The organism is Streptomyces bacillaris, assembly GCF_003268675.1.
Taxonomy (GTDB): domain Bacteria; phylum Actinomycetota; class Actinomycetes; order Streptomycetales; family Streptomycetaceae; genus Streptomyces; species Streptomyces bacillaris.
The window spans coordinates 1,264,442-1,286,881 of record NZ_CP029378.1 but is presented as its reverse complement, the minus strand read 5'-3'; the positions used below and the strand labels follow the sequence as shown (position 1 = coordinate 1,286,881).

The window sequence follows — 22,440 nt, the reverse complement described above, 5'->3', positions numbered from 1 at the left end:
AGCGGGGGACGAACCGTGGGAAGTCAAGGGCCGTTAGAAGCGGATCGGGAGGGGCGGGCGGATCTGTCGGATCGGGCGGATCGGTTCGGGAGACGGGGGCGGCCGGCTTTCCTCCTCGTGGCCGTTCCCGTCCTGCTGCTGCTCGCCGGGTGCTCGGGCGGGGCGGGCGGCGACAACTCCGGTACGGAGAACCGGAAGGCGCCGAGCGCGGGTGGCGGCACCGAGGCAGGGGATGGCGCCGGGGCCAGTGACGCCCCGACCCTGCCCGAGCCCGATCCGGCCCGGCTCCCGACGACCCGGGCCGCCGCGCTCGACCTCATCGGCCGGGTCATCGCCGGCCCCGGCAGCTTCGGCCCCGGGGTGGTGAAGCGGAGCCCGTACGAGAGCGGCCCGGCCACCTGGCCCGTGCTCGGCGACGACTGCGTCTGGAAGCAGGAGAAGCCCGCCGACACCGTCCTGGCCACCCGCACCCGGTCCTTCGAGGTGCCCGCCGCCCCGGGCAAGGGACCGATCCGGCTCGCCGCCGTCGTCACCGTCCACCGGACCCGCGAGGACGCGGCCTGGGAGATGGCGGAGTCCATCGAGGAGACCATGCGCTGCCCCACCCAACAGCTCACCGCCGACGAGCAGATCGGCGGTATGGTCGCGGGCGCCCTGCTCGGCGGAGAGACCGGTCAGCGGAACGCCGAGGACGCGCTGACCGAGACCGGTGAGTACCGGTCCGCCGCGCTGGGCGGGCCCCACCACTACTCCTGGCAGCAGGCGCAGACGTACCAGGTCACCGTCGCCGTCAGCGCCAAGGGGGCGGAGGGCCGCACCGACGAGGAGATCGACGCCCTGGTCACCGAGGCCCAGGCCGCCATGCTGGTCCGGCTGGAGACCGCCGTCGGGAGGCGGGGCTGAGGCGGGGTGACGGAGAGACTGCGACCGGGCGACCCCGCGCGCATCGGCGGACACCGGCTCCTCGGCCGGCTCGGAACGGGCGGCGTGGGCACCGTCTACCTCGGGCGCACCGACGCCGGAGCGCTCGCCGCCGTGAAGGTGATCCTCCCCGAATATGCCGGGGACGAGGAGTTCCGGACCCGCTTCCGTCACGAGGCCGAGGCCGCCCGCCGGGTGGACAGCCCCTGGGCTGTACGGGTCACCGGCGCCGACACCGAGTCCGAAACCCCCTGGCTGGCCACGGAGTTCGTCCCCGGTCCGACGCTTCCGGAGGTCGTCGCCCGGTACGGGCCGCTGCCCGCCCGCAGCGTCAAGGTGCTCGGACGGCTGCTCGCCCGCGCCCTGGCCGCCGTCCACGCGGCGGGGCTGGCGCACCGGGACGTCAAACCGGGCAACGTCCTCCTGGCGGCGGACGGGCCCCGGCTCATCGACTTCGGGATCGCCCGCGCCGCCGACGCCACCGCGCTGACCGCCACCGGCCTCGTCGTCGGCACCCCCGGCTTCCTCCCGCCCGAACAGGCCACCGGCAGCGGGGCGGACGCCGGACCCGCCGGGGACGTCTTCTCGCTCGGCGCGCTCCTGGCGTACGCGGCCACCGGCAGGCCGCCCTTCGGCAGCGGGCGGAGCGGCGGGCGTGCTGTTCCGTACGGTCCACGAGGAACCGGACCTCGACGGCGTACCGCCCGCCTTGCTGCCCCTGGTCAACGCCTGCCTGACCAAGACCCCGGACACCCGGCCGACGGCGGGGGAGGCCCGGGACCGGCTGATGGGCGGGGCGGCGGTAAGCCCAGGCGCGGGTGGGGGAGCCGGGGCGGGCATAGGCGTGGGAGACGGGGGAGGGGCGGCGGGACGCCCAGGCACAGGTGGCGCGGGCGGAGGTGCGGGAGGCGGGAGAGGCGGAGGAGGGGCGCCGGGAAGCGCGGGCGCGGACGGCGGGGGAGGGCAGGCGGGAAGCGTAGGCACGGGTGGGCCGACGAGAAGCGCGGGCGCGGGTGGCGCGGGCGCTGTCGGAGGCCGGGACCCGCGCGAGGCTTTGGCCCTGGGGCCCATGCCCCCGCCCCCTGGGCGCTCCCCGGGCTCCCCGCCCTGATCGCGGAACGCTCGGCCGCCGCCCTCGCGCTCCCCGACCCCGACCCTCACGTACTCCTCCCCGACGCCACCCCGCCGGACGGCGACCCGCCCACCTCCGCCCCCACCCGCCGCAGGCTCCTCACCGCCGGGGCGGTCGGGGCCGTCCTCCTGGCGGGTGGCTCCGCGGCGGTCTGGAGCACCGCGCGGCGGAGGACCGGCCCGTCCGGCGCCCTCCCCACCCGTACCATCGGCCTCCACGCCGACCTCACCGGACCCGGCCGTGCGACGGGCCTGGCCCACCGGCGCGGCGCCGAGTTGGCCGTCGCCGACCACAACTCCCGTACCGGACAAGCCTTCCGCCTGGTGCTGCGCACCGAGGACGATGCCGGGGAGGAGGCGTGGGCCCTGCGTGTGGCCGACCAACTGGTCGCGGATCCCGGCGTGATGGCGGTCCTCGGGCCGACCGGTGACGTGCTGTCCGAGGACGTGGTCCTGCGGTACGGGAAGGGGCGGCTCACCACGATCGTCGTCGCGGCGGGTGTCACGACCGCCGACTCCCACGCGAACCTCCCGCTCTGTGTGACCCGCCCCTACGACCGCAACCTCGGCCCCGCCCTCGTCAGCTACCTGGTCCACTCCCGCCCCGCCGGGCGCATCCTGCTCGTCCAGGACGCGGCGGATCCCGAACGCGGCTGGCAGCTCGGCTCCTCCTTCCGCGACGCCGCCCTCACCGGGGTCACCCTCACCGAACACCCGCTGCCCGAGGGCGAGTCGGGGTTCGGGGCGGCGGCGCGCAGGGCCACCGCCGTCCGGGCCGACGCGGTCGTCTACGCGGGCGGCTCCCCGTCCCGCGCCGCCCGCCTGGCCGCCGCGCTCGCGGCCGAGGGGTTCACCGGCACCCGGGTCGGGGCCGGACCCGCCCTGGGGCCCGCCTTTCTCCGGGGCGCCGGGCGGGCGGCCGACGGCTGGGTCTTCGCCGAGGCGTACGCCGATGCGGCGGCGCTCCCGTCGGCCGCGGGGTTCACCGCCGCCCACCGCAGACGCTTCGGCGCACCGCCCGCCACCTGGGCCGCCGAGGCGTACGACGGCATCGGCCTGATCGCGCGGGCCGCCGCGGCCACGAGCGCGGGCGGCGAGGGGCGGGAGGGGCTGGCACAGCGGCTGGTCCGGACGGAGCACCCCGGGATCGTCCGCACCCTGGCGTTCTCCTCCTCGACCCGCAGGGTCCGCTACGAGAACGGCATCTTCCTCTACCGCGTGGAGCGGGGACGCCCCCGCTTCCTGGGCCCGTACGGCGAGGTGTAGCCGTACGGGCCCAGCCGGCCGACGCCGACGCCGACGCCGACGCCGACGCATGAGTGAGGGCCCCGGGAGCGTGGCGTTCGGGTGAGCCGCGACCACCGGAACGAAGGCCGATGCGCGGCAGCGGTCGGTGAAGCCACGGCCAGGTGTGAAGATCTCCTGCGACCGTGCTTAAGAAATCCTCGATGGACCCGGCACCCCGCCGTACGGCAGCCTTCTCGGTGACGGCCGGTGGCAGTGCGTGGAGCCGCACGGACGGGCCTGGCCCGTTCCGCGTGCTCCGTCCCGTCCGGCCGTGTCCACCCCCGTAACGGAGACCCGTAACGGAGAACGCGTGACGGGGAACCCCCAAGACCACCCCGGGCCGCAGGGCTCCTCCGACAGGCCCCCAGGCCCGGGGTATCCACCACCCGCGTACCACCCATGTGCAGGGAGCCGCAGCCGTGAAGGCACTCGTCAAGCAGAAGGCCGAACCGGGACTGTGGCTGATGGACGTGCCGGAGCCGGAGCACGGCCCCGGGGACGTCCTGATCAAGGTCCTGCGCACCGGGATCTGCGGCACCGACCTGCACATCCGCGCCTACGACGGCTGGGCCCAGCAGGCGGTCACCACGCCGCTGGTCCTCGGCCACGAGTTCGTCGGCGAGGTCGCGGCGACCGGCTCCGACGTCTCCGACATCGCGGTGGGCGACCTGGTCAGCGGCGAGGGCCACCTGGTCTGCGGCAAGTGCCGCAACTGTCTCGCCGGCCGCCGCCACCTCTGCCGCTCCACCGTCGGCCTGGGCGTCGGCCGGGACGGGGCGTTCGCGGAGTACGTGGTCCTGCCCGCCTCCAACGTGTGGGTGCACCGGGTCCCCGTCGACCTGGACATCGCGGCGATCTTCGACCCGTTCGGCAACGCCGTGCACACCGCGCTCTCCTTCCCGCTGGTCGGTGAGGACGTCCTGATCACGGGCGCCGGGCCGATCGGCATCATGGCCGCCGCCGTCGCCAGGCACGCCGGTGCCCGCAACGTCGTCATCACCGACGTCAGCGAGGCCCGCCTCGCCCTGGCCCGCAAGGTCGGCGTCAGCCTCGCCCTCAACGTCGCGGACCGCACCATCGCCGACGGCCAGCGGGAGCTGGGGCTGCGCGAGGGCTTCGACATCGGCCTGGAGATGTCCGGCCGCCCCGAGGCGATGCGCGACATGGTCGCCAACATGACGCACGGCGGCCGCATCGCGATGCTCGGCCTGCCCGCCGAGGAGTTCGCCGTCGACTGGTCCCGGATCGTCACCTCGATGATCACGATCAAGGGGATCTACGGCCGCGAGATGTTCGAGACCTGGTACGCCATGTCCGTCCTGCTGGAGGGCGGCCTCGACCTCGCCCCCGTGATCACCGGCCGGTACGGATTCCGCGACTTCGAGGCGGCCTTCGACGACGCCGCGAGCGGCCTCGGCGGCAAGGTCATCCTCGACTGGACCGCCTGACTCCGCCCCGTCGAACCTCTTCTCGCATCCCCTCGAACCTCTTCTCGCATCCCTTTTAAGGAATCCAGCATGTTCGACTCCGTACGCGACGATCTGCGCACCACCCTCGACGAGATCCGCGCCGCCGGACTGCACAAGCCCGAGCGCGTGATCGGCACCCCGCAGTCCGCGACTGTCGCCGTCACCGCGGGCGGCCGCCCGGGCGAGGTGCTGAACTTCTGCGCCAACAACTACCTGGGCCTGGCCGACCACCCGGAGGTCATCGCCGCCGCCCACGAGGCGCTGGACCGCTGGGGGTACGGGCTCGCCTCGGTCCGCTTCATCTGCGGCACCCAGGAAGTGCACAAGGAGCTGGAGCAGCGCCTCTCGGCCTTCCTCGGCCAGGAGGACACGATCCTCTACTCCTCCTGCTTCGACGCCAACGGCGGTGTCTTCGAGACGATCCTCGGCCCCGAGGACGCGGTCATCTCCGACGCCCTCAACCACGCCTCGATCATCGACGGCATCCGCCTCTCCAAGGCCCAGCGCTACCGCTACGCCAACCGCGACCTGGCCGACCTGGAGAAGCAGCTCAAGGAGGCGTCCGGCGCCCGCCGCCGGCTGATCGTCACCGACGGCGTCTTCTCCATGGACGGGTACGTGGCACCGCTCCAGGAGATCTGCGACCTGGCCGACCGCTACGACGCCATGGTCATGGTCGACGACTCCCACGCCGTCGGCTTCGTCGGCCCCGGCGGCCGCGGCACGCCCGAGCTGCACGGCGTCATGGACCGGGTCGACATCATCACCGGCACCCTCGGCAAGGCGCTCGGCGGCGCCTCCGGCGGTTACGTCGCCGCCCGCGCCGAGATCGTCGCCCTGCTCCGCCAGCGCTCGCGCCCGTACCTCTTCTCCAACTCCCTCGCCCCGGTCATCGCCGCAGCCTCCCTCAAGGTCATCGACCTGCTGGAGTCCGCCGGCGACCTGCGCGAGCAGCTGAACGCCAACACCGCGCTCTTCCGCTCCCGGATGACCGAGGAGGGCTTCGACATCCTCCCCGGCGACCACGCCATCGCCCCGGTCATGATCGGGGACGCGGCGAAGGCGGGCCGGATGGCGGAGCTGCTCCTCGAGCGCGGGGTGTACGTGATCGGGTTCTCGTACCCCGTCGTCCCGCAGGGTGCAGCGCGCATCCGCGTCCAGCTCTCCGCCGCCCACTCCACCGCCGACGTCAACCGGGCCGTGGACGCGTTCGTCGACGCGCGGGCGGCCCTGGAGGCGGAGGCGTAACCCGTTCCACCAGGTCCGGGCCGCCGCCGCGACCTGGGACAATGGGCACATGATCGATGCGCGGCGGCTGCGAATCCTCCGTGCGGTGGCCGACCACCGCACCGTGACCGCGGCCGCCGCCGCCCTGTATCTGACCCCCTCCGCCGTCTCCCAGCAGCTCGCCGCCCTGGAGCAGGAGACCGGCCACCGCCTCGTCGAACGCGGCGCGCGCGGCGCCCGGCTCACCTCCGCCGGAGAGATCCTGCTCAGCCACGCCAACGTGGTCCTGGCCCAGCTCGAGCGGGCGGAGGCGGAGCTGGCGGAGTACGGCGCGGGCGTCGCCGGTACGGTCACGGTCGCCGCGTTCGCCACCGGCATCGGCCTCGTCCTCGCCCCCGCCCTCACCGAGCTGGCCCGCACCGCGCCCGGCATTCGGGTCAAGGTCCAGGACGCGGAGGGCGACGCGAGCGTGCCGATGGTGCTGGACCGCCAGGTCGATGTGGCGGTGGCGGTCGAATACCGGGGCGCCCCCGCCGAGGACGACCGGCGCCTCACCCGGGTCCCGCTCTACTCGGAGCCGTTCGACGCGGTCCTCCCGGTGGGCCACCGCCTCGCGGACCAGGACCAGGTGGCGGTGGCGGACCTGGCGAAGGACCCGTGGATCAGTCCGTACCCGGGCAACCCCTGCCATGACGTGGTGGTCCTGGCCTGCGAGTACGCCGGTTTCGCCCCGCGCTTCGAGCACTCGTCGGACGACTTCCGGGCGGTGGTGGCGCTGGCCGGGGCGGACGCGGGGGTGGCGCTGGTGCCGCGCTCGGCGCTGCGCGGGATGGAGCTGACGGGCGTGGTCGTCCGCCCGGTGGAGGGCAGCGCCCCCACCCGCCGCGTCTTCGCGGCCGTACGCCAGGGAGCCGAGGGCCACCCACTGATCCGGCCGGTGCTGGACGCGATGGAGGCGGTGGCGGTCAGGGAAGTTGGGCTGGCGCGGGCGTGAGGGCGGGGGCGGCACGGGCGTGAGCGGTGCTCGTGGGCGTGAGCGGTGCTCACACCCTCAAACGATCCGCGCCGTACGCCGGATCCTCCCGCCCCACCCCCGCCGCCCCGACGGCGGCTTCCCCGCCCGCCCCGGGTCGTACAGGATCTGCCAGCAGACCAGGGCCACCAGGATCCAGATCGTGGCCCAGGCCGGCAGTCGCTCCCCGAGCGGGGCGAGCGTCACCGACACGGCCAGACAGGGCAGCGCCCACCCCAGCAGCCACACCCGGTCGGACCGGTTCGCCAGGGGCAGCGCCGCGACCAGGCCCGCTGCGAAGTACCCGGCCACCGCCCCGCACAGCAGCCAGTGCTGGCCCCTCGGCAGGACGTCGTCGACGTGCGTGATGGCCGAGCCCAGCGCGGTGGCCAGCGCGACCAGGAAGCCGGTCATCACGGCGTGCAGCAGCATCGCCAGCCTCGGCGCGAGGGTGCCCTTGCGCAGATGGGGGATCCCGTTGGTGCCGTAGAGCAGGCTCAGCGTGCAGATCCCGGCCAGCAGGCCGAAGGCCCCGAGCCCGGTGGCGGCGAGCGGCCCGTCCCAGTCGTCCCGTTCGGACGCGGCGCCGATGATCTGGATGACGCCCTCGCCCAGCACGATGATCACGTACAGCCCCAGCCGCTCGCCCATGTGCGCGGCGTCGATCCGGGACTCGCTGAGCCGGGGCGGTCCGGCGGCCGGGCCGTGCGCGGGGCCCGGCGGCGGGCGGCCGTCGCGCCGGCGCGCGGCCCGCTCGTGGGCCCGGCGCAGGGTGCGGTCACGGGTGGAGACCAGCAGGGTGACGATGTCCAGGGCGATGCCCAGGGCCCAGAGCCAGTACCGCAGCGGCGCGTCCACGAAGAGCGAGACGAGCCAGGGCACCGCACCCGAACCGAACTGGGCCAGCGGCCAGTCCACCACGATGCTGCCCCGCTGCCAGACACGGCCCGCCTGCCAGCGCAGCGCGACATAGGCGATCACGAAGGCGACCGCGTGGCCGGTCTGCACGGTGTGCACGGAGGCTGCCATCACGGCCATGCCGAACATCGCGACCAGCAGCGTGCGGACCCGGGTCTCGGAGGCCGCGATGTCCCCGTAGACGGCGAACCCGGCCCAGGTGGTCCAGAAGGCCAGGTAGAGGACCGCGTACAGGGCGAGGTCCGCCGGGTCCGGGCCGTCGTGCAGCAGATGCGCGAGCTGCCCCGCCCCGGCGACGACGACCAGGTCGAAGAACAGCTCGTTCCACCCGGCGTGCCGCTCGGCCGGTGCCGGTGCGGCGCTCTGCGTCGACTCCATGGCCCCATCGTCGGCGCAGGGCGTTCGGCCGCGCCTCGGCTGTGGGCCGAATGGCGACGGGTCAGGACCGGGCCGGAGCCGGCTGCAGCAGATCCCAGCGGTTGCCGTACAGGTCCTCGAAGACCGCGACCGAGCCGTACGTCTCGTGCCGGGGCTCCTCCAGGAAGCGCACCCCCGCCGCGCTCATCCGGGCGTGGTCGGCTGCGAAGTCCTCCGTGTGGAGGAAGAAGCCGACCCGCCCGCCCGTCTGCGCCCCCACGCTCGCCTCCTGCGCCCCGTCCTTCGCGCGGGCCAGCAGCAGCCCCGTACCGTCCGCCGCCCCGCGCGGGCGCACGACCACCCAGCGGGAGCCGTCGCCCCGGTCGGTGTCCTCCACCAGCTCGAAGCCGAGCGCGTCGCGGTAGAAGGCGACGGCCTCGTCGTAGTCGCGGACGACCAGGGTGACCAGGGCGATGTGGGACATGGGCCCTCCACAGGCTCGGGAAGCAGTTGTACGCAACGAAGTAGTTATACGTAACACTAACGCTTCCGGCCCCCGCCCCCGCACAATGCCCCGCATGGACTTCCTGGACCTCACCGGAGCCGCCGCCCTCACCCCCGCGACCGACCGGGCCCGCCGCCTGGCGGAGGCCGGGGCGCGCCGCGTCCTCGGCATCGTCGGGCCGCCCGGCGCCGGCAAGTCCACCCTGGCGCGACGGCTGGCCGAGGCCCTGGAGGGGCGCGCCGCCCTCGTCCCCATGGACGGCTTCCATCTCGCCGCCGCCGAGCTGGACCGCCTCGGCCGCGCCGACCGCAAGGGCGCCCCCGACACCTTCGATGCGCCGGGGTACGCGGCGCTCCTGCGGCGGCTGCGCGACCCCGACCCGGTCCACCCGGTGTACGCCCCCGCCTTCGACCGCGCCCTGGAGGAGCCGGTCGCCGGGGCCCTGCCGATCCCCCCGGGCGTCCCGCTCGTCATCACCGAGGGCAACTACCTGCTGCTCGACGAGGGGCCCTGGGCGCCGGTGCGCGGGTTGCTCGACGAGGTCTGGTACCTGGACCTCGACCCGGAGATCCGGGTGCGGCGGCTCGTCGAGCGCCATGTGCGGTACGGGAAGCCCCCGGCGTACGCGCGGGCGTGGGTGGAGCGCTCGGACGAGGCGAACGCCCGGCTGGTGGAGCGCGGCCGGGACCGGGCCGACGTGGTGGTGCGGCTACCGTCGTGACCGTACGCCCACCGGCTTGCTCGTGACTGTATGGCCACCGGCCTGATCGTGGCCGTGACCGTACGGCCAGAGGCCTGATGGCGACCGTACGGGTGCCGGTCTGATCCCGGTCCTGACCGTACGGCCACCGGCCCGACCGTACGTACGGGTGCCGACCGGAGCGCACGGGACCGCACGCGTACCGGCTTGATCATGGCTGGTCGGCGCCCCGCCCGGCGGGCAGGATGCAAGGAGCCGTGCCCCGCGCCGGTCCTCACCCCAGGAGGTCTGATGTCCAGCCCGAACGAGCCCGCGCCGCCCCCCGTCCCCTTCACTGCCGAGGATTACCGCGCCCGGATGGCGCGGGCGGCCGAGTCCGCCGCCGCGGTCGGGCTGGCCGGGGTCGTCGTCGCGCCCGGCCCCGACCTCGTCCATCTGACCGGGTACCGGCCCGTCTCCACCGAACGCCTCACCCTCCTCGTCCTGCGCCCCGGCGAGGAACCGGTCCTGGTCGTCCCGACCCTGGAGGCCCCCGACGCGGCGGCTGCCACCGGGGCGCCCGCCCTCGCGCTGCGGGACTGGACCGACGGCATGGACCCGTACGCGGTCACCGCCCCGCTCCTCGGCGACCGGGGCCGCTTCGCCGTCAGCGACAACGCCTGGGCGATGCACCTCCTCGGCCTCCAGCGGGCGCTGCCCGGCACCACGTACACCGCCCTCACCGAGGCGCTCCCGATGCTCCGGGCGGTCAAGGACGCCGCCGAGCTGGAGCGGCTGGCGGCGGCGGGGGCCGCGGCAGACGCCACGTACGAGGAGATCCTGAAGGTGCGGTTCTCGGGGCGCCGGGAGGCCGACGTGGCCGCCGATCTCGCCGCGCTGCTCCAGCACTTCGGCCACTCCCAGGTCGACTTCACCGTCGTCGGCTCCGGCCCCAACGGCGCCAACCCGCACCACGAGGCGGGTGAACGGACCATCGAGCGCGGGGACATGGTCGTCCTGGACTTCGGCGGGCTGAAGCACGGCTACGGCTCCGACACCTCCCGTACGGTCCATGTCGGTGAGCCCACCGCCGAGGAGCAGCGGGTCCACGACATCGTCCGCGAGGCCCAGCAGGCAGGGTGCGCCGCCGTGCGGCCCGGGGTCGCCTGCCAGGAGATCGACCGGGCAGCCAGGGCGGTGATCACCGAGTTCGGCTACGGCGAGCGGTTCATCCACCGCACCGGCCACGGCATCGGCGTCACCACCCATGAACCGCCGTACATGATCGAGGGCGAGGAGCAGCCGCTCGTCCCCGGCATGTGCTTCTCCGTCGAGCCGGGCATCTATCTCCCCGGCCGTTTCGGGGTCCGGATCGAGGACATCGTGACCGTCACCGAGGACGGCGGCCGCCGCCTCAACGCCACCGCACGCGAGCTGGCGATCGTGGAGTAGTGGATGGGCAAGGGGAGTTGAGCCCGCTGCCCTCTGGGCTCACTCGTCCGCCAGCACCACGCACGACTCCGGCGGCAGCCGCAGCACCCCGTCCGCCCCCGGCGCCACCACCGGCTCCCAGGCCGCCAACACCCGTCCGCCGGACCGGCGGTGGCGCCCGAGACCCAGCGGGATCGCCACCGGCCGGTCGGCCAGATTGACCGCGACCCGCACATCGCCCCTGCGATACGCGAACCAGCGGGCGTCCTCGTCGTAGGCGACCTTCACCGACGCCAGGTCCGGATCGTGGAGGTCGGGCAACGCCCGCCGCAGCGCGATGAGTTCGCGGTACCAGGCGAGCAGCCGCGCGTGCGGTTCGCGCTCCGGCTCGGTCCAGTCCAGACAGGAGCGGTCGCGGGTCGCCGGGTCCTGCGGGTCCGGGATCTCCTCCTCCGCCCACCCGTGCGCGCCGAACTCCCGCCGCCTGCCGTTGCGTACGGCCTCCGCCAGCTCCGGATCGGTGTGGTCGGTGAAGAACTGCCAGGGCGTGCGCGCCCCCCACTCCTCGCCCATGAAGAGCATCGGCGTGAACGGTCCGGTCAGCACCAGGGCCGCCGAACACGCCTGGAGGCCGGGGGCGAGGGAGGCGGCGAGGCGTTCGCCGAGGGCCCGGTTGCCGATCTGGTCGTGGGTCTGCGCGTAGCCGACGAAGCGGTGGGCGGGGGAGCGGGAGACGTCGACCGGGCGGCCGTGGCTGCGGCCCCGGAAGCTGGAGAAGGTCCCGTTGTGGAAGAAGACCGAGGTCACGGTCTTGGCCAGGGCGGCGAGCGGGGCGCGGGCGAAGTCCGCGTAGTAGCCCTGGGACTCGCCGGTGAGCGCGGTGTGCAGGGCGTGGTGGAAGTCGTCGTTCCACTGGGCGTGCAGTCCGAGGCCGCCCGCCGTACGCGGGGTGGTGGTGCGGGGGTCGCAGAGGTCGGACTCCGCGATGAGGCCGAGCGGCCGGCCCAGCTCCGCCGCCAGTGTGTCGACCGCCGTCGACAGCTCCTCCAGGAAGGTGAGCGCCCGGGTGTCGGCCAGCGCGTGCACCGCGTCGAGCCGCAGCCCGTCCAGGCGGTAGTCCCGCAGCCAGGCCAGCGCGCTGCCGATCAGGAAGGCCCGCACCTCGTCCGAGCCCGGGGCGTCCAGATTGACCGCCGCGCCCCACGGGGTGTGGTGGGTGTCGGTGAAGTACGGGCCGAAGGCGGGCAGATAGTTGCCGGACGGGCCCAGGTGGTTGTGGACCACGTCCAGGACCACCCCGAGCCCCAGCCCATGGGCCGTGTCGACAAAGCGTTTAAGCCCCTCCGGCCCGCCGTACGGCTCGTGCACCGCCCAGAGCGAGACCCCCTCGTACCCCCACCCGTTGACGCCCGGGAACGGGCAGACCGGCATCAGCGACACATGGGTGATCCCCAGCTCCGCCAGATGGCCCAGCCGCTCCGCCGCCGCGGCGAAGGTGCCCTCCGGGGTGTACGTCCCCACGTGCAGCTCGTACAGCACGGCCCGGTTCAGCCGCCGCCCCGCCCACCCGTTGCGCCAGGCGTACGCCCCCTGGTCGACCACCGCGCTCGGCCCGTCCGGCCCGTCCGGCTGGCGGCGCGAACGGGGGTCCGGCAGCAGCGGCCCGTCGTCCACCCGGAACCCGTAGCGGTCCCCGTCCACCGCCTCCGCCTCCGCGCTCCACCACCCCTCGCGCAGCGGGTGGCGCTCCATCGGGCAACGGACCTCCGCCGCCTCCAGCACGACCGTGTCCGCCTCGGGGGCCCACACCTCGAACCGCATCCACCACTCCTCGTCCGTACCGTCCGCCACGCTCGTAACAGACCGTCAGGCCACCCCCGCCGTCCGGAGGCAGGCCCCGCGCCCGGCTCACCACCATCCATGACCGCCCGCCTCTAGAACCGGCCGGTTACCGGCCATTAAGGTCTGGTCCTGATCATTGCCCGGTCGGCTCCCCGCTCATACAGGTTCCGTTCATCCGTACGGCTCATGGAGGCCGAGATGCCCGTACCGCAGTTCCCGCCCGGCTTCCTCTGGGGGGCCTCCGCCTCCGCGTTCCAGACCGAGGGGGCGGTGGACGCCGACGGGAAGGGCCCCTCGGGGTGGGACGCCTTCGCCGCGCTGCCCGGCCGGATCAAGGACGGCACCGACACCACCCGCGCCACCGGCTTCCACGACCGTTACCGCGAGGACGTGGCCCTGCTCGCCGGGCTCGGCGCCGACGCGTTCCGGTTCTCCGTCAGCTGGCCGCGCGTGGTGCCCGGCGGCAGCGGGGCCGTCAACGCGGACGGGCTCGACTTCTACGACCGGCTCGTCGACGAGCTGTGCGCCCACGGCATCACCCCCGCCCCGACCCTCTACCACTGGGACACCCCGCTCCCGCTGGAGGAGGCGGGCGGCTGGCTCGACCGGGACACCGCCTACCGCTTCGCGGAGTACGCGGGCATCGTCGCCGAACGGCTCGCGGACCGGGTCCCGATGTGGATCACCATCAACGAACCCGCCGAGGTCACCCTCCTCGGCTACGCCCTGGGCGAGCACGCCCCCGGCCGCACCCTTCTCTTCGACGCCCTGCCCGCCGCCCACCACCAGCTCCTCGCCCACGGCCTCGCCGTCCGGGCCCTGCGCGCGGCGGGCGCCGACAACATCGGCGCGGCCTTCTCCCACGCCCCGGTCTGGACGGCGGGGGACTCGGACGAGGACCGCTTCGGGGCGGAGCTGTACGACACCCTCACCAACTGGCTCTTCGCGGACCCCGTCCTCACCGGCCGCTACCCGGACGACGGCCTCGCCGCCCTGATGCCCGGGCCGGTGACGGACGACCTCAAGGTCATCTCCACCCCGCTCGACTGGTACGGCGTCAACTACTACAACCCCACCCTCGTCGGCGCCCCCCGCCCGGAGGCACTGGAGACCTTCTCCGGCTTCACGATGCCCTCCGAACTCCCCTTCGGCATCAGGGAGATCGAGGGGTACGAGAAGACCGGCTTCGGCTGGCCCGTGGTCCCCGAGGGGCTGACCGAGATCCTCACCCTGCTCCACCGCCGCTACGGCGACCGCCTCCCGCCGCTCCACATCACCGAGAACGGCTGCGCCCTGGAGGAGCCGCTCGCCGACGACCGCCGCGTCGCCTATCTGGAGAGCCACCTGACCGCCCTGCGCGCGGCGATGGACGCCGGGGTCGACGTACGCGGCTACTTCACCTGGTCGCTCACCGACAACGTGGAGTGGACGGAGGGCGCATCGCAGCGGTTCGGCCTGGTCCACATCGACTTCGAGACCCTCGCCAGGACGCCGAAGGCCTCGTACGCCTGGTACCGCGACCTGATCCGCGTCCAGAAGCAGCAGCACCGGAATCCGGCGGTCGAGGGGGCTTACGCGGCCCCCTCCGAATGATCAATACTCCCGCCATGGTCGCTTCATGGTGGTCCCGGGCCCGGCTGGGGATCTTCGTTCACTGGACACCCGCCTCCGTCCCCGGCTGGGCCCCGCCCCATGTCCCCACCGCCGAACTCCCGGCGGCGGGACGGCGGGCGCCGCTCGGCTGGACCCCGTACGCGGAGTGGTACGAGAACTCCCTCCGCTTCCCCGGCTCCCCGGCCGCCGCCCACCACCGCGCCACCTACGGCACCCGCCCCTACACCGACTTCGGCCGCGCCTTCGAGGACGGGCTCGCCACCTGGGACCCGGCCGCCTGGGCGCGCTCCTTCCGCGAGGCGGGGGCCGGTTACGCGGTCCTCGTCACCAAGCACCACGACGGCTTCTGCCTCTGGCCCTCCGAGACCGGGAACCCGCACCGCACCGGCTGGCACACCACCCGGGACGTGGTCGGGGAGTTCGCCGAAGCCGTACGGGCCAAGGGCCTGCGGTTCGGCGTCTACTACTCCGGCGGGCTCGACTGGACCTTCGACGACCGGCCCATCGGCACCGCCGCCGACATGTTCTCCGCCGTCCCGCGCGGCAGCTACCCCGCCTACGCCGATGCCCAGCTGCGCGAGCTGATCCGCCGCTACCGCCCCGACATCCTCTGGAACGACATCGCCTGGCCGGCCTCCGCCGCCGAGATCCGCTCCCTCACCGACTACTACCGCTTCACCGTCCCCCACGGCGTCGTCAACGACCGCCTGCTGCCGTACGCCCCGCACTGGCGGGCCCTCCGCCTGCCGGGCGCCCGGTCCCTCTACAACTGGTGGGACCGGCGCACGGTGGCCCAGGGCGAAGGGTTCGTCCCGCGCACGCCGCCCGCCTTCGACTTCCGTACGCCGGAGTACGCCCGCTACACCGGCTCCGACCCGTACGAGATCACCCGGGGCATCGACCACAGCTTCGGCTACAACCGCAACTCCCCGCCCGACGCCTTCATCGGCCGCGAGGCCCTCACCTCCCTGGTCCGCTCCACGGCGGCCGACGGCGGGAACCTGCTGCTGAACGTGGGCCCGCGCGGCGAGGACGCGACGATCCCGGCCGAACAGCTGCTGCGGCTGCAGTGGCTGGCGGAGGACGCGGCGGAGACGGTGGAGGGGCCACCGTCGCGGTGAGACCGGCGCGCGCCCTGGCCGGGGGCGGTCCGGCGGGCCGGACCGCCCCCGGCGCAGGTCAGAACGGGCTGGAAGCGGGACCCTTCTGGACACCCCGGCCCCCTCGGCCCGACAATCGACCCTGTGACGTCGTCCCCCGAGTTCCACACGTATCCCGCGCGGCTGTCGGACGCCCAGCGCGACCGTGTCCTCGGCGTGCTCAGAGAAGGTGCCGCACAGGGCAAGCTCTCCCACGACACCTTCATGCGGCGCATGGAGCTGGCCCTCGCCGCGCGCCGCCCCGAGGAGTTGGCGGCCCTCACCTCCGACCTGGACTCCGGCAGCCGGTTCTCGCAGGGGCTCGTCCGGGCGGTCGGCGGGATATCCGCCTTCCCGGGACGGCTGCGCCGCGCCTGGCAGACCGAGCGCCTCCCGAAGCTGCTGCTCCCCGCACCGAGCCCGTATCCGCTGCTCATCGGCCGCGACCCGGGCAACGGGCTGCGCCTCAACCACGAGACGGTCTCCCGGCTGCACGCCGAGCTGACCGTGCAGCACGGCCGCTGGGTGCTGCGCGACCTCGGCTCCACCAACGGCACCTGCGTCAACGGCCAGCGGCTCGTCGGCTCGATCCCGGTGCGCGACGGCGACCAGGTGAGCTTCGGCCGGATGAGCTTCCGCCTCACCGCCCCCGCACCGCGCCCGCCCGCCTGAGCACGGCCCTCCCGCACATCGCAAGCCGTCCGCTCCGGCCCCTCCGCCCCGGCGCACCCTCACCCGAACGGGCGTACGCCGACTGCGGTGGGCCCCCGGCGGAGGTCCACTGGGGGCAGGTGCGTCGACAGGCGACGCCACGACCGCAGGGGGCGACGAGGGATGCCGGCCGACCGCTCCGAGGCCCTGCCCACCGCCCGCCGCCCGCACCGGCTCGCGGGCGGGCAGCCGGGACTCCTGGAGCCGGGTGCCTCGACCGACCCGTACCGCCTGCGCCTCTACCGGATCCTCCGCACCGACTTCCCGCTCGGCCACGACCCGGGCCTCGGCGCCTGGCTGCTCAGCCGGTACGAGGACGTGGTGCTGGCCCTCACCGACCCCCGCTTCACCGGCTACCCGCACGACGGCGCCCCGCGCGGCCCGGTCCCGGCACCGCTGGGCCTCTGCCGGGGGAGCCTGGTCTGCACCCCGCTGCCGGAGAGCGGAACGGCCCCTGCCCGGGCAGAGACCCCGGACACCCCGGCGGACACCGCCCCCGCCCCCGCCCCTGCCTCTGCCCCGGCCGACACCGGCCCCGGCCCCGCCGTCGAGCGCGCCGCCTACGTCCTGGCCCGCCGCATAGCCGGGCGCGACCGGGCCGATCTGGTCGGGGAGTTCTGCCGCTGGCTGCCCGCCGGGGCCGTCGCCGTCGCCGCCGGGCTCTTCTCCCCGGACCCCAACGCCCCGCCCCGGCCCGGCGGCGGAGCCGACGACTGCGCCCGGCAGACCGGGCTCCGCGAACGGGCCCTCGCCTCGTTCCTCGCCAACATGCTGGACGACCCCGACCTGCTCGCCGCCGTGGCGGGCGGCGGGACCGGGGCCGGGATGCTGCTCCGCCGGGCCTGGGCCGAGACGCTGCGCCGGGATCCGCCCGTCCAGATCGTGCTGCGCCGCACCCGCACCGAGGTCCGGGTCAGCGGCGGCACGCTGCCCGCCGGGGAGGCCGTCGCCTGCCTCATCGGCGCGGCGGGCCGCGACCCGGCCCGGTTCGCCGCCCCCGACCGGTTCGACCCGCTGCGCGCCGACGCCGACCCGCTGTTCAGCGGCCCGGCCGGCTGCCCCGCCGCCCTGCTCGGCAGGCTGGAGGCCGAACACGGTCTGCGGGCCCTGCTGACGGCGATGCCCCGCATCCGCTGGGCCGAGGGATTCCGCCCGACGTCGAGCGGGGTGCTCACCCGGGGGCCGAGGACCCTGCTCGTCCGCCCCTCCTGAGCCCTTCCCGCCAGGGCGGCACTGCCCCCGGCGTCACTCCCGTACCCTCCGCAACAGCGCCACCGGCCGCTCGCCGAACAGCTCGCCCGCCGCCACCGCGCCCCCCGCCCACTCCCGTACGGGAGTAGGGGCCAGCACGTCCCGCCACGGCCCGCCGTCCGGCAGCTCCACCACCGTGTCCCGCCACCCGCCGTCCTCCGCCAGCCGCAGCGACAGCCGGGTCACCGCCACCGCCACCTCGTCCGACCGGGAGAACGCCACCACATGCCCGGCCGCCGGGCCCCGCGCCGTCAGCGGTACGTACGTCCCCGACTCCCCGAACACCTCCGGCAGTTCCCGCCGCAGCCGCAGCGCCGCCGCCGTCACCACCTGCTTCTCCTCCTCCGGGCCCTCCGGCCGCCGGAACGGGCGCCGGTTGTCCGGGTCCACCAGGGCCAGATACTCGCTCTCCGTGCCCTGGTACAGATCCGGCACCCCCGGCATCGTCAGCTGCACCAGCCCCGCCCCCAGCACCGTCGCCCGGATGTGCGGGGCCAGCGACTCCGCGAACGCGGTCACCAGCCGCCGGGCCGTCCCGGAAGCGCTGCCCGGCCCGGCCGCCACGAAGTCCGTCACCGCCCGCTCGTACGCCGCGTCCGGCTCCGTCCAGCTGGTGAAGAGCCCGGCCTCCCGCACCGCCTTCAGCAGCGCGGGCTCCAGCCGGGGGCCCAGCTCCTCGGCGGGCAGCGGCGCGCAGCCGTAACTCGACTGCCAGGCCTGCCAGGCGAGTTGCGGGTCCGGGGGAGCGACCGGTGTGGCCTCCGTCAGCTCGCCCACCAGCCGCGCCCACCGGTCCGGGCACTCCGACAGGACCGCGATCCGGGCCCGTACATCGGCGCTCCGCTTCGTGTCGTGCGTGGTGAGGACCGTCCCCGTCGCGGGCCAGTCCCGGGCGATGCGGGTGGCGAAGGCGTGGAACTCCGGCACCGTCACCGCCGGCCGCCCGGGGTCCCCGCCCACCTCCGTGGCCGAGATCAGCGGCACGTACCGGTAGAACGCCGTGTCCTCCACCGACTTGGCGTGCAGTGCGGAGGCCGTCTGCGCGAACCGGGCGCAGAAGGCCGCCTGTTCCTCCCCGCCGCCCAGCCGCCCGAGCGCCAGATCCCGTACGACATCGACCGCGGCGGCCTCCTCCGGCACGGAGAACACCGCCTTCGCGTCCCGTACGGCATCGTCCGGAAGGGTCTCCTCCGCGATCCGGGTCGGTTCCACGCCCGCCGTGACGTACGGGCGGTAGACCGGAATCCGGACGAGCAGCTCCCGGATCGCCGTGCGCAGCGCCCAGGGGGCGTGGTCGCGCAGGGCCGGGTCGGCGGCGCAGACGGAGGCCGCGAGCCGGGTCAGCCAGGCGGTCTCGGAGGCCAGTTCATGGGTTGCGACCCGGTAGGCGGCCCGGCGGACGGTCGCCTTCCAGTAGCCGCCCCGGTCGCCCGGCGGGCCCGCGAACTCCCGGTAGTGGCCGAGCAGCTCCGCCGCGCCCGAGGGGTCGGTGAAGAGTCCGTCGATCCGGTGCAGGGCGTCGTAACCGGTCGTCCCGGCCACCGCCCACCCGGCCGGAAGGTGCTCGTCGCCGGTGAGGATCTTCTCCACGACCGTCCAGCGGCCGCCTGTCTCCTCGTTCAGCCGGCTCAGGTAGGCCGCAGGGTCGGCCAGGCCGTCCGGGTGGTCGATCCGCAGGCCGTCCAGGACGCCGTCGCGGAGCAGTTCGAGGACCTTGGCGTGGGTGGCGTCGAAGACCTCGGGGTGCTCGACGCGGACGCCGATCAGCTCGGAGACGGTGAAGAAGCGGCGGTAGTTCAGCTCGGTGCGGGCGAGGCGCCACCAGGCGAGCCGGTAGTGCTGGGCGTCCAGCAGTTCCGGAAGCGGAAGCTCCGCCGTCCCCGCCCGCAGCGGGAACTCCTGCTCGCCGTAGCGCAGCACCTCCGCGTCGGCGTCCACGGCGAACGCGTCCAGCTCGCCGCCGAGCGGACCGGCCAGCACCGGCAGCAGTACCTTGTCCCCGCCCGCCGCCCAGTCGATGTCGAACCAGCGGGCGTACGGCGATGCCCGACCCTCGCGCAGCACCTCCCAGAGCTGCCGGTTGTGGCGGGGGGCCGCGGCCATGTGGTTGGGCACGATGTCGAGGACGAGCCCGAGCCCGTGCTCCCGGGCGGTGGCGGCGAGGCTCCGCAGCCCCTCCTCACCGCCCAGCTCCTCCCGTACGCGGCTGTGGTCGACCACGTCGTAGCCGTGCCGGGAGCCGGGGACCGCCTCCAGGACGGGCGAGAGGTGGAGATGGGAGACGCCGAGCGCGGCCAGGTAGGGCACCGCCTTCTCGGCCGCCGGGAAGGGGAAGTCGGGCTGGAGCTGAAGCCGGTACGTGGCGGTGGGCGTCATGGCCTTTCACGTACCCCGCCCGGGGCGGCCTCTCTCACCCCGGGCGGAACGCTCACCCCGCGGAGGGCGTGCGCGGGGCTTCAGGCGGGCCGTTTCAGCACGGTCAGACTGCGGCCGATCATCGTCACCTGTTCGCCCTCGGCCACTTTCGGCCCGGTCCCCGGAGGCACCCCTTCCGCACGTGCGGTGTCCACGACCACCTGCCACTGCTCCCCGTGGCCTACGGGGACGGCGAAGTCCAGCGTCTCGGCGCTCGCGTTGAACATCAGCAGGAACGAATCGTCGGAGATCCGCTCCCCGCGGGGCCCCGGCTCGGAGATGGCGTGGCCGTTGAGGAAGACGGTCAGCGCCTTGGCGTGCGCCGCCTGCCAGTCCTGCTGGGTCATCTCCTCGCCCTCGGGGGTGAACCAGGCGATGTCGGACAGCTCGTCGTGGGTGCCCTCCACCGGGCGCCCGTGGAAGAAGCGGCGGCGCCGGAAGACCGGGTGGTCGCGGCGGAGCCACACCATGGCCCGGGTGAACTCCAGCAGGTTCCGCCGGAACTCGTCGTCCGGCGCCTCCGGATCGGGCCAGTGGATCCAGGCCAGCTCGTTGTCCTGGCAGTAGGCGTTGTTGTTGCCCCGCTGCGTCCGGGCGAACTCGTCCCCGTGGCTCAGCATCGGCACGCCCTGCGAGAGCATCAGCGTGGCGATGAAGTTCCGCATCTGGCGGCCCCGCAGCTCCAGGACCTCCGGGTCGTCCGTCTCGCCCTCCACCCCGCAGTTCCAGGAGCGGTTGTGGCTCTCGCCGTCCCGGTTGCCCTCGCCGTTGGCGTCGTTCCGCTTCTCGTTGTACGCGACCATGTCGTGCAGCGTGAAGCCGTCGTGGCAGGTGGTGAAGTTGATGGAGGCGAGGGGGCGGCGCCCGTCGTCCTGGTAGAGGTCGGAGGAGCCCGTCAGCCGCCCGGCGAACTCCGCGAGCGTACGCGGCTCGCCCCGCCACAGATCGCGGACCGTGTCGCGGTACTTGCCGTTCCACTCGGTCCACAGCGGCGGGAAGTTGCCCACCTGGTAGCCGCCCTCGCCGACGTCCCACGGCTCGGCGATCAGCTTCACCTGGCTGACCACCGGGTCCTGCTGGACCAGGTCGAAGAAGGAGGAGAGCCGGTCGACCTCGTGGAACTGGCGGGCCAGCGTCGCCGCCAGGTCGAAGCGGAAGCCGTCCACATGCATCTCGGTCACCCAGTACCGCAGCGAGTCCATGATCATCTGGAGGACGTGCGGGGACCGCATGAGCAGGGAGTTCCCGGTGCCCGTGGTGTCCATGTAGTACCGCTGATCGTCGGTCAGCCGGTAGTACGAGGCGTTGTCGAGGCCGCGGAAGGAGAGCGTGGGGCCCAGGTGGTTGCCCTCGGCGGTGTGGTTGTAGACCACGTCGAGGATGACCTCGATGCCCGCCTGGTGGAGGGCCTTGACCGCCTGCTTGAACTCCAGCACCTGTTCGCCGCGCTCGCCCCAGGAGGCGTAGGCGTTGTGCGGGGCGAAGAAGCCGATGGTGTTGTAGCCCCAGTAGTTGGCGAGCCCCATGTCGGCCAGGCGGTGGTCCTGGACGAACTGGTGGATGGGCATCAGCTCGATCGCCGTGACGCCCAGCTCGGTGAGGTGGGCGATGATCTCCGGGTGGGCGAGCCCCGCGTACGTACCGCGCAGCTCGGGCGGCAGCCCCGGATGGAGCATCGTGAGGCCCTTGACGTGCGCCTCGTAGATCACCGTCCGGTGGTAGTCCGTACGGGGGCGGCGGTCGTCGCCCCAGTCGAAGTACGGGTTCACCACCACCGAGGTCATGGTGTGCGGCGCCGAGTCGAGGTCGTTGCGGGCGTCCGGCCGCCCGAACGGATAGCCGTACACCGCCTCGCCCCACTCGATCTGACCGGCGATCGCACGCGCGTACGGATCGAGCAGCAGTTTCGCGGAGTTGCACCGCTGCCCGTGCTGCGGCTCGTAGGGCCCGTGGACCCGGAAGCCGTACCGCTGACCGGGCATCACCCCGGGCAGATAGGCGTGGCGCACGAAGGCGTCGGTCTCGCGCAGCTCCACCGCCGTCTCCGAACCGTCGTCGTGCAGCAGGCACAACTCGATCCGGTGGGCGGCCTCGGAGAAGACCGCGAAGTTGGTACCGGCGCCGTCGTAGGTGGCGCCGAGAGGATAAGCGTGTCCCGGCCAGACCTGCATAGGCAGAACTCTTCCATTTCTGATCCGGGTGCGTCGGCCTTCCTCGGCCTGTTACCCCCTGACGGTTACCCACGAATACTCCCCGAAATGGGGGCGCGTACCTAGTACGTCACGCGGTGCGGCCCAGTCCCGTCGCCCGTCTCCGGCCACACCGGTCAACTTCGGGCACCGGGGTGCCGCCCCGGACGCGATTGCGGACGCGCCCGGCCGGCGGGCGTCCGGAACGCGGCCTTCGCCGGGTTCGCCAATCGCTATGAATCAGCTCACTCCACCCGATCTCACCGCAAAGAACAGGCCGCTGAAGCAGGGGAGTTGGGAAACCGGCCCGGCCATCGGGCTGCACCGGATCCCGCTCCCGGA

Annotated in this window: 15 protein-coding genes and 1 pseudogene; 11 read left to right on the top strand and 5 right to left on the bottom strand. The window is 74.0% G+C overall.

The genetic code is table 11. The annotated features are described in order from the left end of the window. Positions 1 to 117 precede the first annotated feature (117 nt). From DJ476_RS05305 to DJ476_RS05280, 5 genes and pseudogenes are all read left to right on the top strand, one after another. Positions 118 to 903 carry a hypothetical protein gene (locus DJ476_RS05305; RefSeq protein ID WP_241565721.1) on the top strand — a complete coding sequence of 262 codons (786 nt, stop codon included), beginning with the start codon at positions 118 to 120 and terminating at the stop codon, positions 901 to 903. Between the two features lie 6 nt (positions 904 to 909). Then, positions 910 to 3,318 (top strand): annotated as a pseudogene (locus tag DJ476_RS05295) (bifunctional serine/threonine-protein kinase/ABC transporter substrate-binding protein). A 440-nt stretch (positions 3,319 to 3,758) separates the two neighbouring features. After that, a complete protein-coding gene (gene tdh, locus DJ476_RS05290) occupies positions 3,759 to 4,787 on the top strand; it encodes an L-threonine 3-dehydrogenase (protein WP_112489966.1) in 1,029 nt (342 codons plus the stop codon). 69 nt (positions 4,788 to 4,856) lie between these two features. Beyond that, the gene (locus tag DJ476_RS05285; RefSeq protein WP_070204640.1) at positions 4,857 to 6,056 is read left to right on the top strand and encodes a glycine C-acetyltransferase; all 1,200 of its coding nucleotides are present in this window, start codon (positions 4,857 to 4,859) and stop codon (positions 6,054 to 6,056) included. Between the two features lie 49 nt (positions 6,057 to 6,105). Then, entirely contained in the window at positions 6,106 to 7,029 is a 924-nt protein-coding gene (locus tag DJ476_RS05280; RefSeq protein ID WP_112489965.1) for a LysR family transcriptional regulator, read from the top strand. A gap of 57 nt (positions 7,030 to 7,086) precedes the next feature. Here the strand turns inward: DJ476_RS05280 and DJ476_RS05275 are convergent, their stop codons facing one another. Further along, a complete protein-coding gene (locus DJ476_RS05275; protein ID WP_112489964.1) occupies positions 7,087 to 8,343 on the bottom strand; it encodes a low temperature requirement protein A in 1,257 nt (418 codons plus the stop codon). A gap of 61 nt (positions 8,344 to 8,404) precedes the next feature. Beyond that, positions 8,405 to 8,806 carry a VOC family protein gene (locus DJ476_RS05270; RefSeq protein WP_103417477.1) on the bottom strand — a complete coding sequence of 134 codons (402 nt, stop codon included), beginning with the start codon at positions 8,804 to 8,806 and terminating at the stop codon, positions 8,405 to 8,407. A 94-nt stretch (positions 8,807 to 8,900) separates the two neighbouring features. On the opposite strand from DJ476_RS05270, the gene DJ476_RS05265 reads away from it, so the two are divergent. Then, positions 8,901 to 9,548 carry a nucleoside/nucleotide kinase family protein gene (locus DJ476_RS05265; RefSeq protein ID WP_404827461.1) on the top strand — a complete coding sequence of 216 codons (648 nt, stop codon included), beginning with the start codon at positions 8,901 to 8,903 and terminating at the stop codon, positions 9,546 to 9,548. Positions 9,549 to 9,818: 270 nt separating this feature from the next. After that, a complete protein-coding gene (locus tag DJ476_RS05260) occupies positions 9,819 to 10,958 on the top strand; it encodes a M24 family metallopeptidase (RefSeq protein ID WP_112489962.1) in 1,140 nt (379 codons plus the stop codon). 39 nt (positions 10,959 to 10,997) lie between these two features. On the opposite strand, the gene treZ is transcribed toward DJ476_RS05260, so the two are convergent. Then, positions 10,998 to 12,758, bottom strand: coding sequence for a malto-oligosyltrehalose trehalohydrolase (gene treZ, locus DJ476_RS05255; RefSeq protein WP_112492443.1), 1,761 nt, complete (start codon positions 12,756 to 12,758; stop codon positions 10,998 to 11,000). A gap of 219 nt (positions 12,759 to 12,977) precedes the next feature. On the opposite strand from treZ, the gene DJ476_RS05250 reads away from it, so the two are divergent. From DJ476_RS05250 to DJ476_RS05235, 4 genes are all read left to right on the top strand, one after another. Then, a complete protein-coding gene (locus tag DJ476_RS05250; protein WP_112492442.1) occupies positions 12,978 to 14,372 on the top strand; it encodes a GH1 family beta-glucosidase in 1,395 nt (464 codons plus the stop codon). 14 nt (positions 14,373 to 14,386) lie between these two features. Beyond that, a complete protein-coding gene (locus DJ476_RS05245) occupies positions 14,387 to 15,514 on the top strand; it encodes an alpha-L-fucosidase (protein WP_112489961.1) in 1,128 nt (375 codons plus the stop codon). 123 nt (positions 15,515 to 15,637) lie between these two features. Next, positions 15,638 to 16,204, top strand: a complete 567-nt coding sequence (locus DJ476_RS05240; protein ID WP_019766701.1) for a DUF1707 and FHA domain-containing protein — start codon at positions 15,638 to 15,640, stop codon at positions 16,202 to 16,204. 162 nt (positions 16,205 to 16,366) lie between these two features. Then, the gene (locus DJ476_RS05235) at positions 16,367 to 17,455 is read left to right on the top strand and encodes a cytochrome P450 (protein WP_112489960.1); all 1,089 of its coding nucleotides are present in this window, start codon (positions 16,367 to 16,369) and stop codon (positions 17,453 to 17,455) included. 33 nt (positions 17,456 to 17,488) lie between these two features. Here the strand turns inward: DJ476_RS05235 and treY are convergent, their stop codons facing one another. Together treY and glgX are read right to left on the bottom strand one after the other, a co-directional pair. Further along, on the bottom strand, positions 17,489 to 19,870 hold the full coding sequence (gene treY / locus DJ476_RS05230; protein WP_112489959.1) for a malto-oligosyltrehalose synthase: 2,382 nt from the start codon (positions 19,868 to 19,870) through the stop codon (positions 17,489 to 17,491). A gap of 80 nt (positions 19,871 to 19,950) precedes the next feature. Beyond that, positions 19,951 to 22,080, bottom strand: coding sequence for a glycogen debranching protein GlgX (gene glgX / locus DJ476_RS05225; RefSeq protein ID WP_103417483.1), 2,130 nt, complete (start codon positions 22,078 to 22,080; stop codon positions 19,951 to 19,953). Positions 22,081 to 22,440 lie beyond the last annotated feature (360 nt).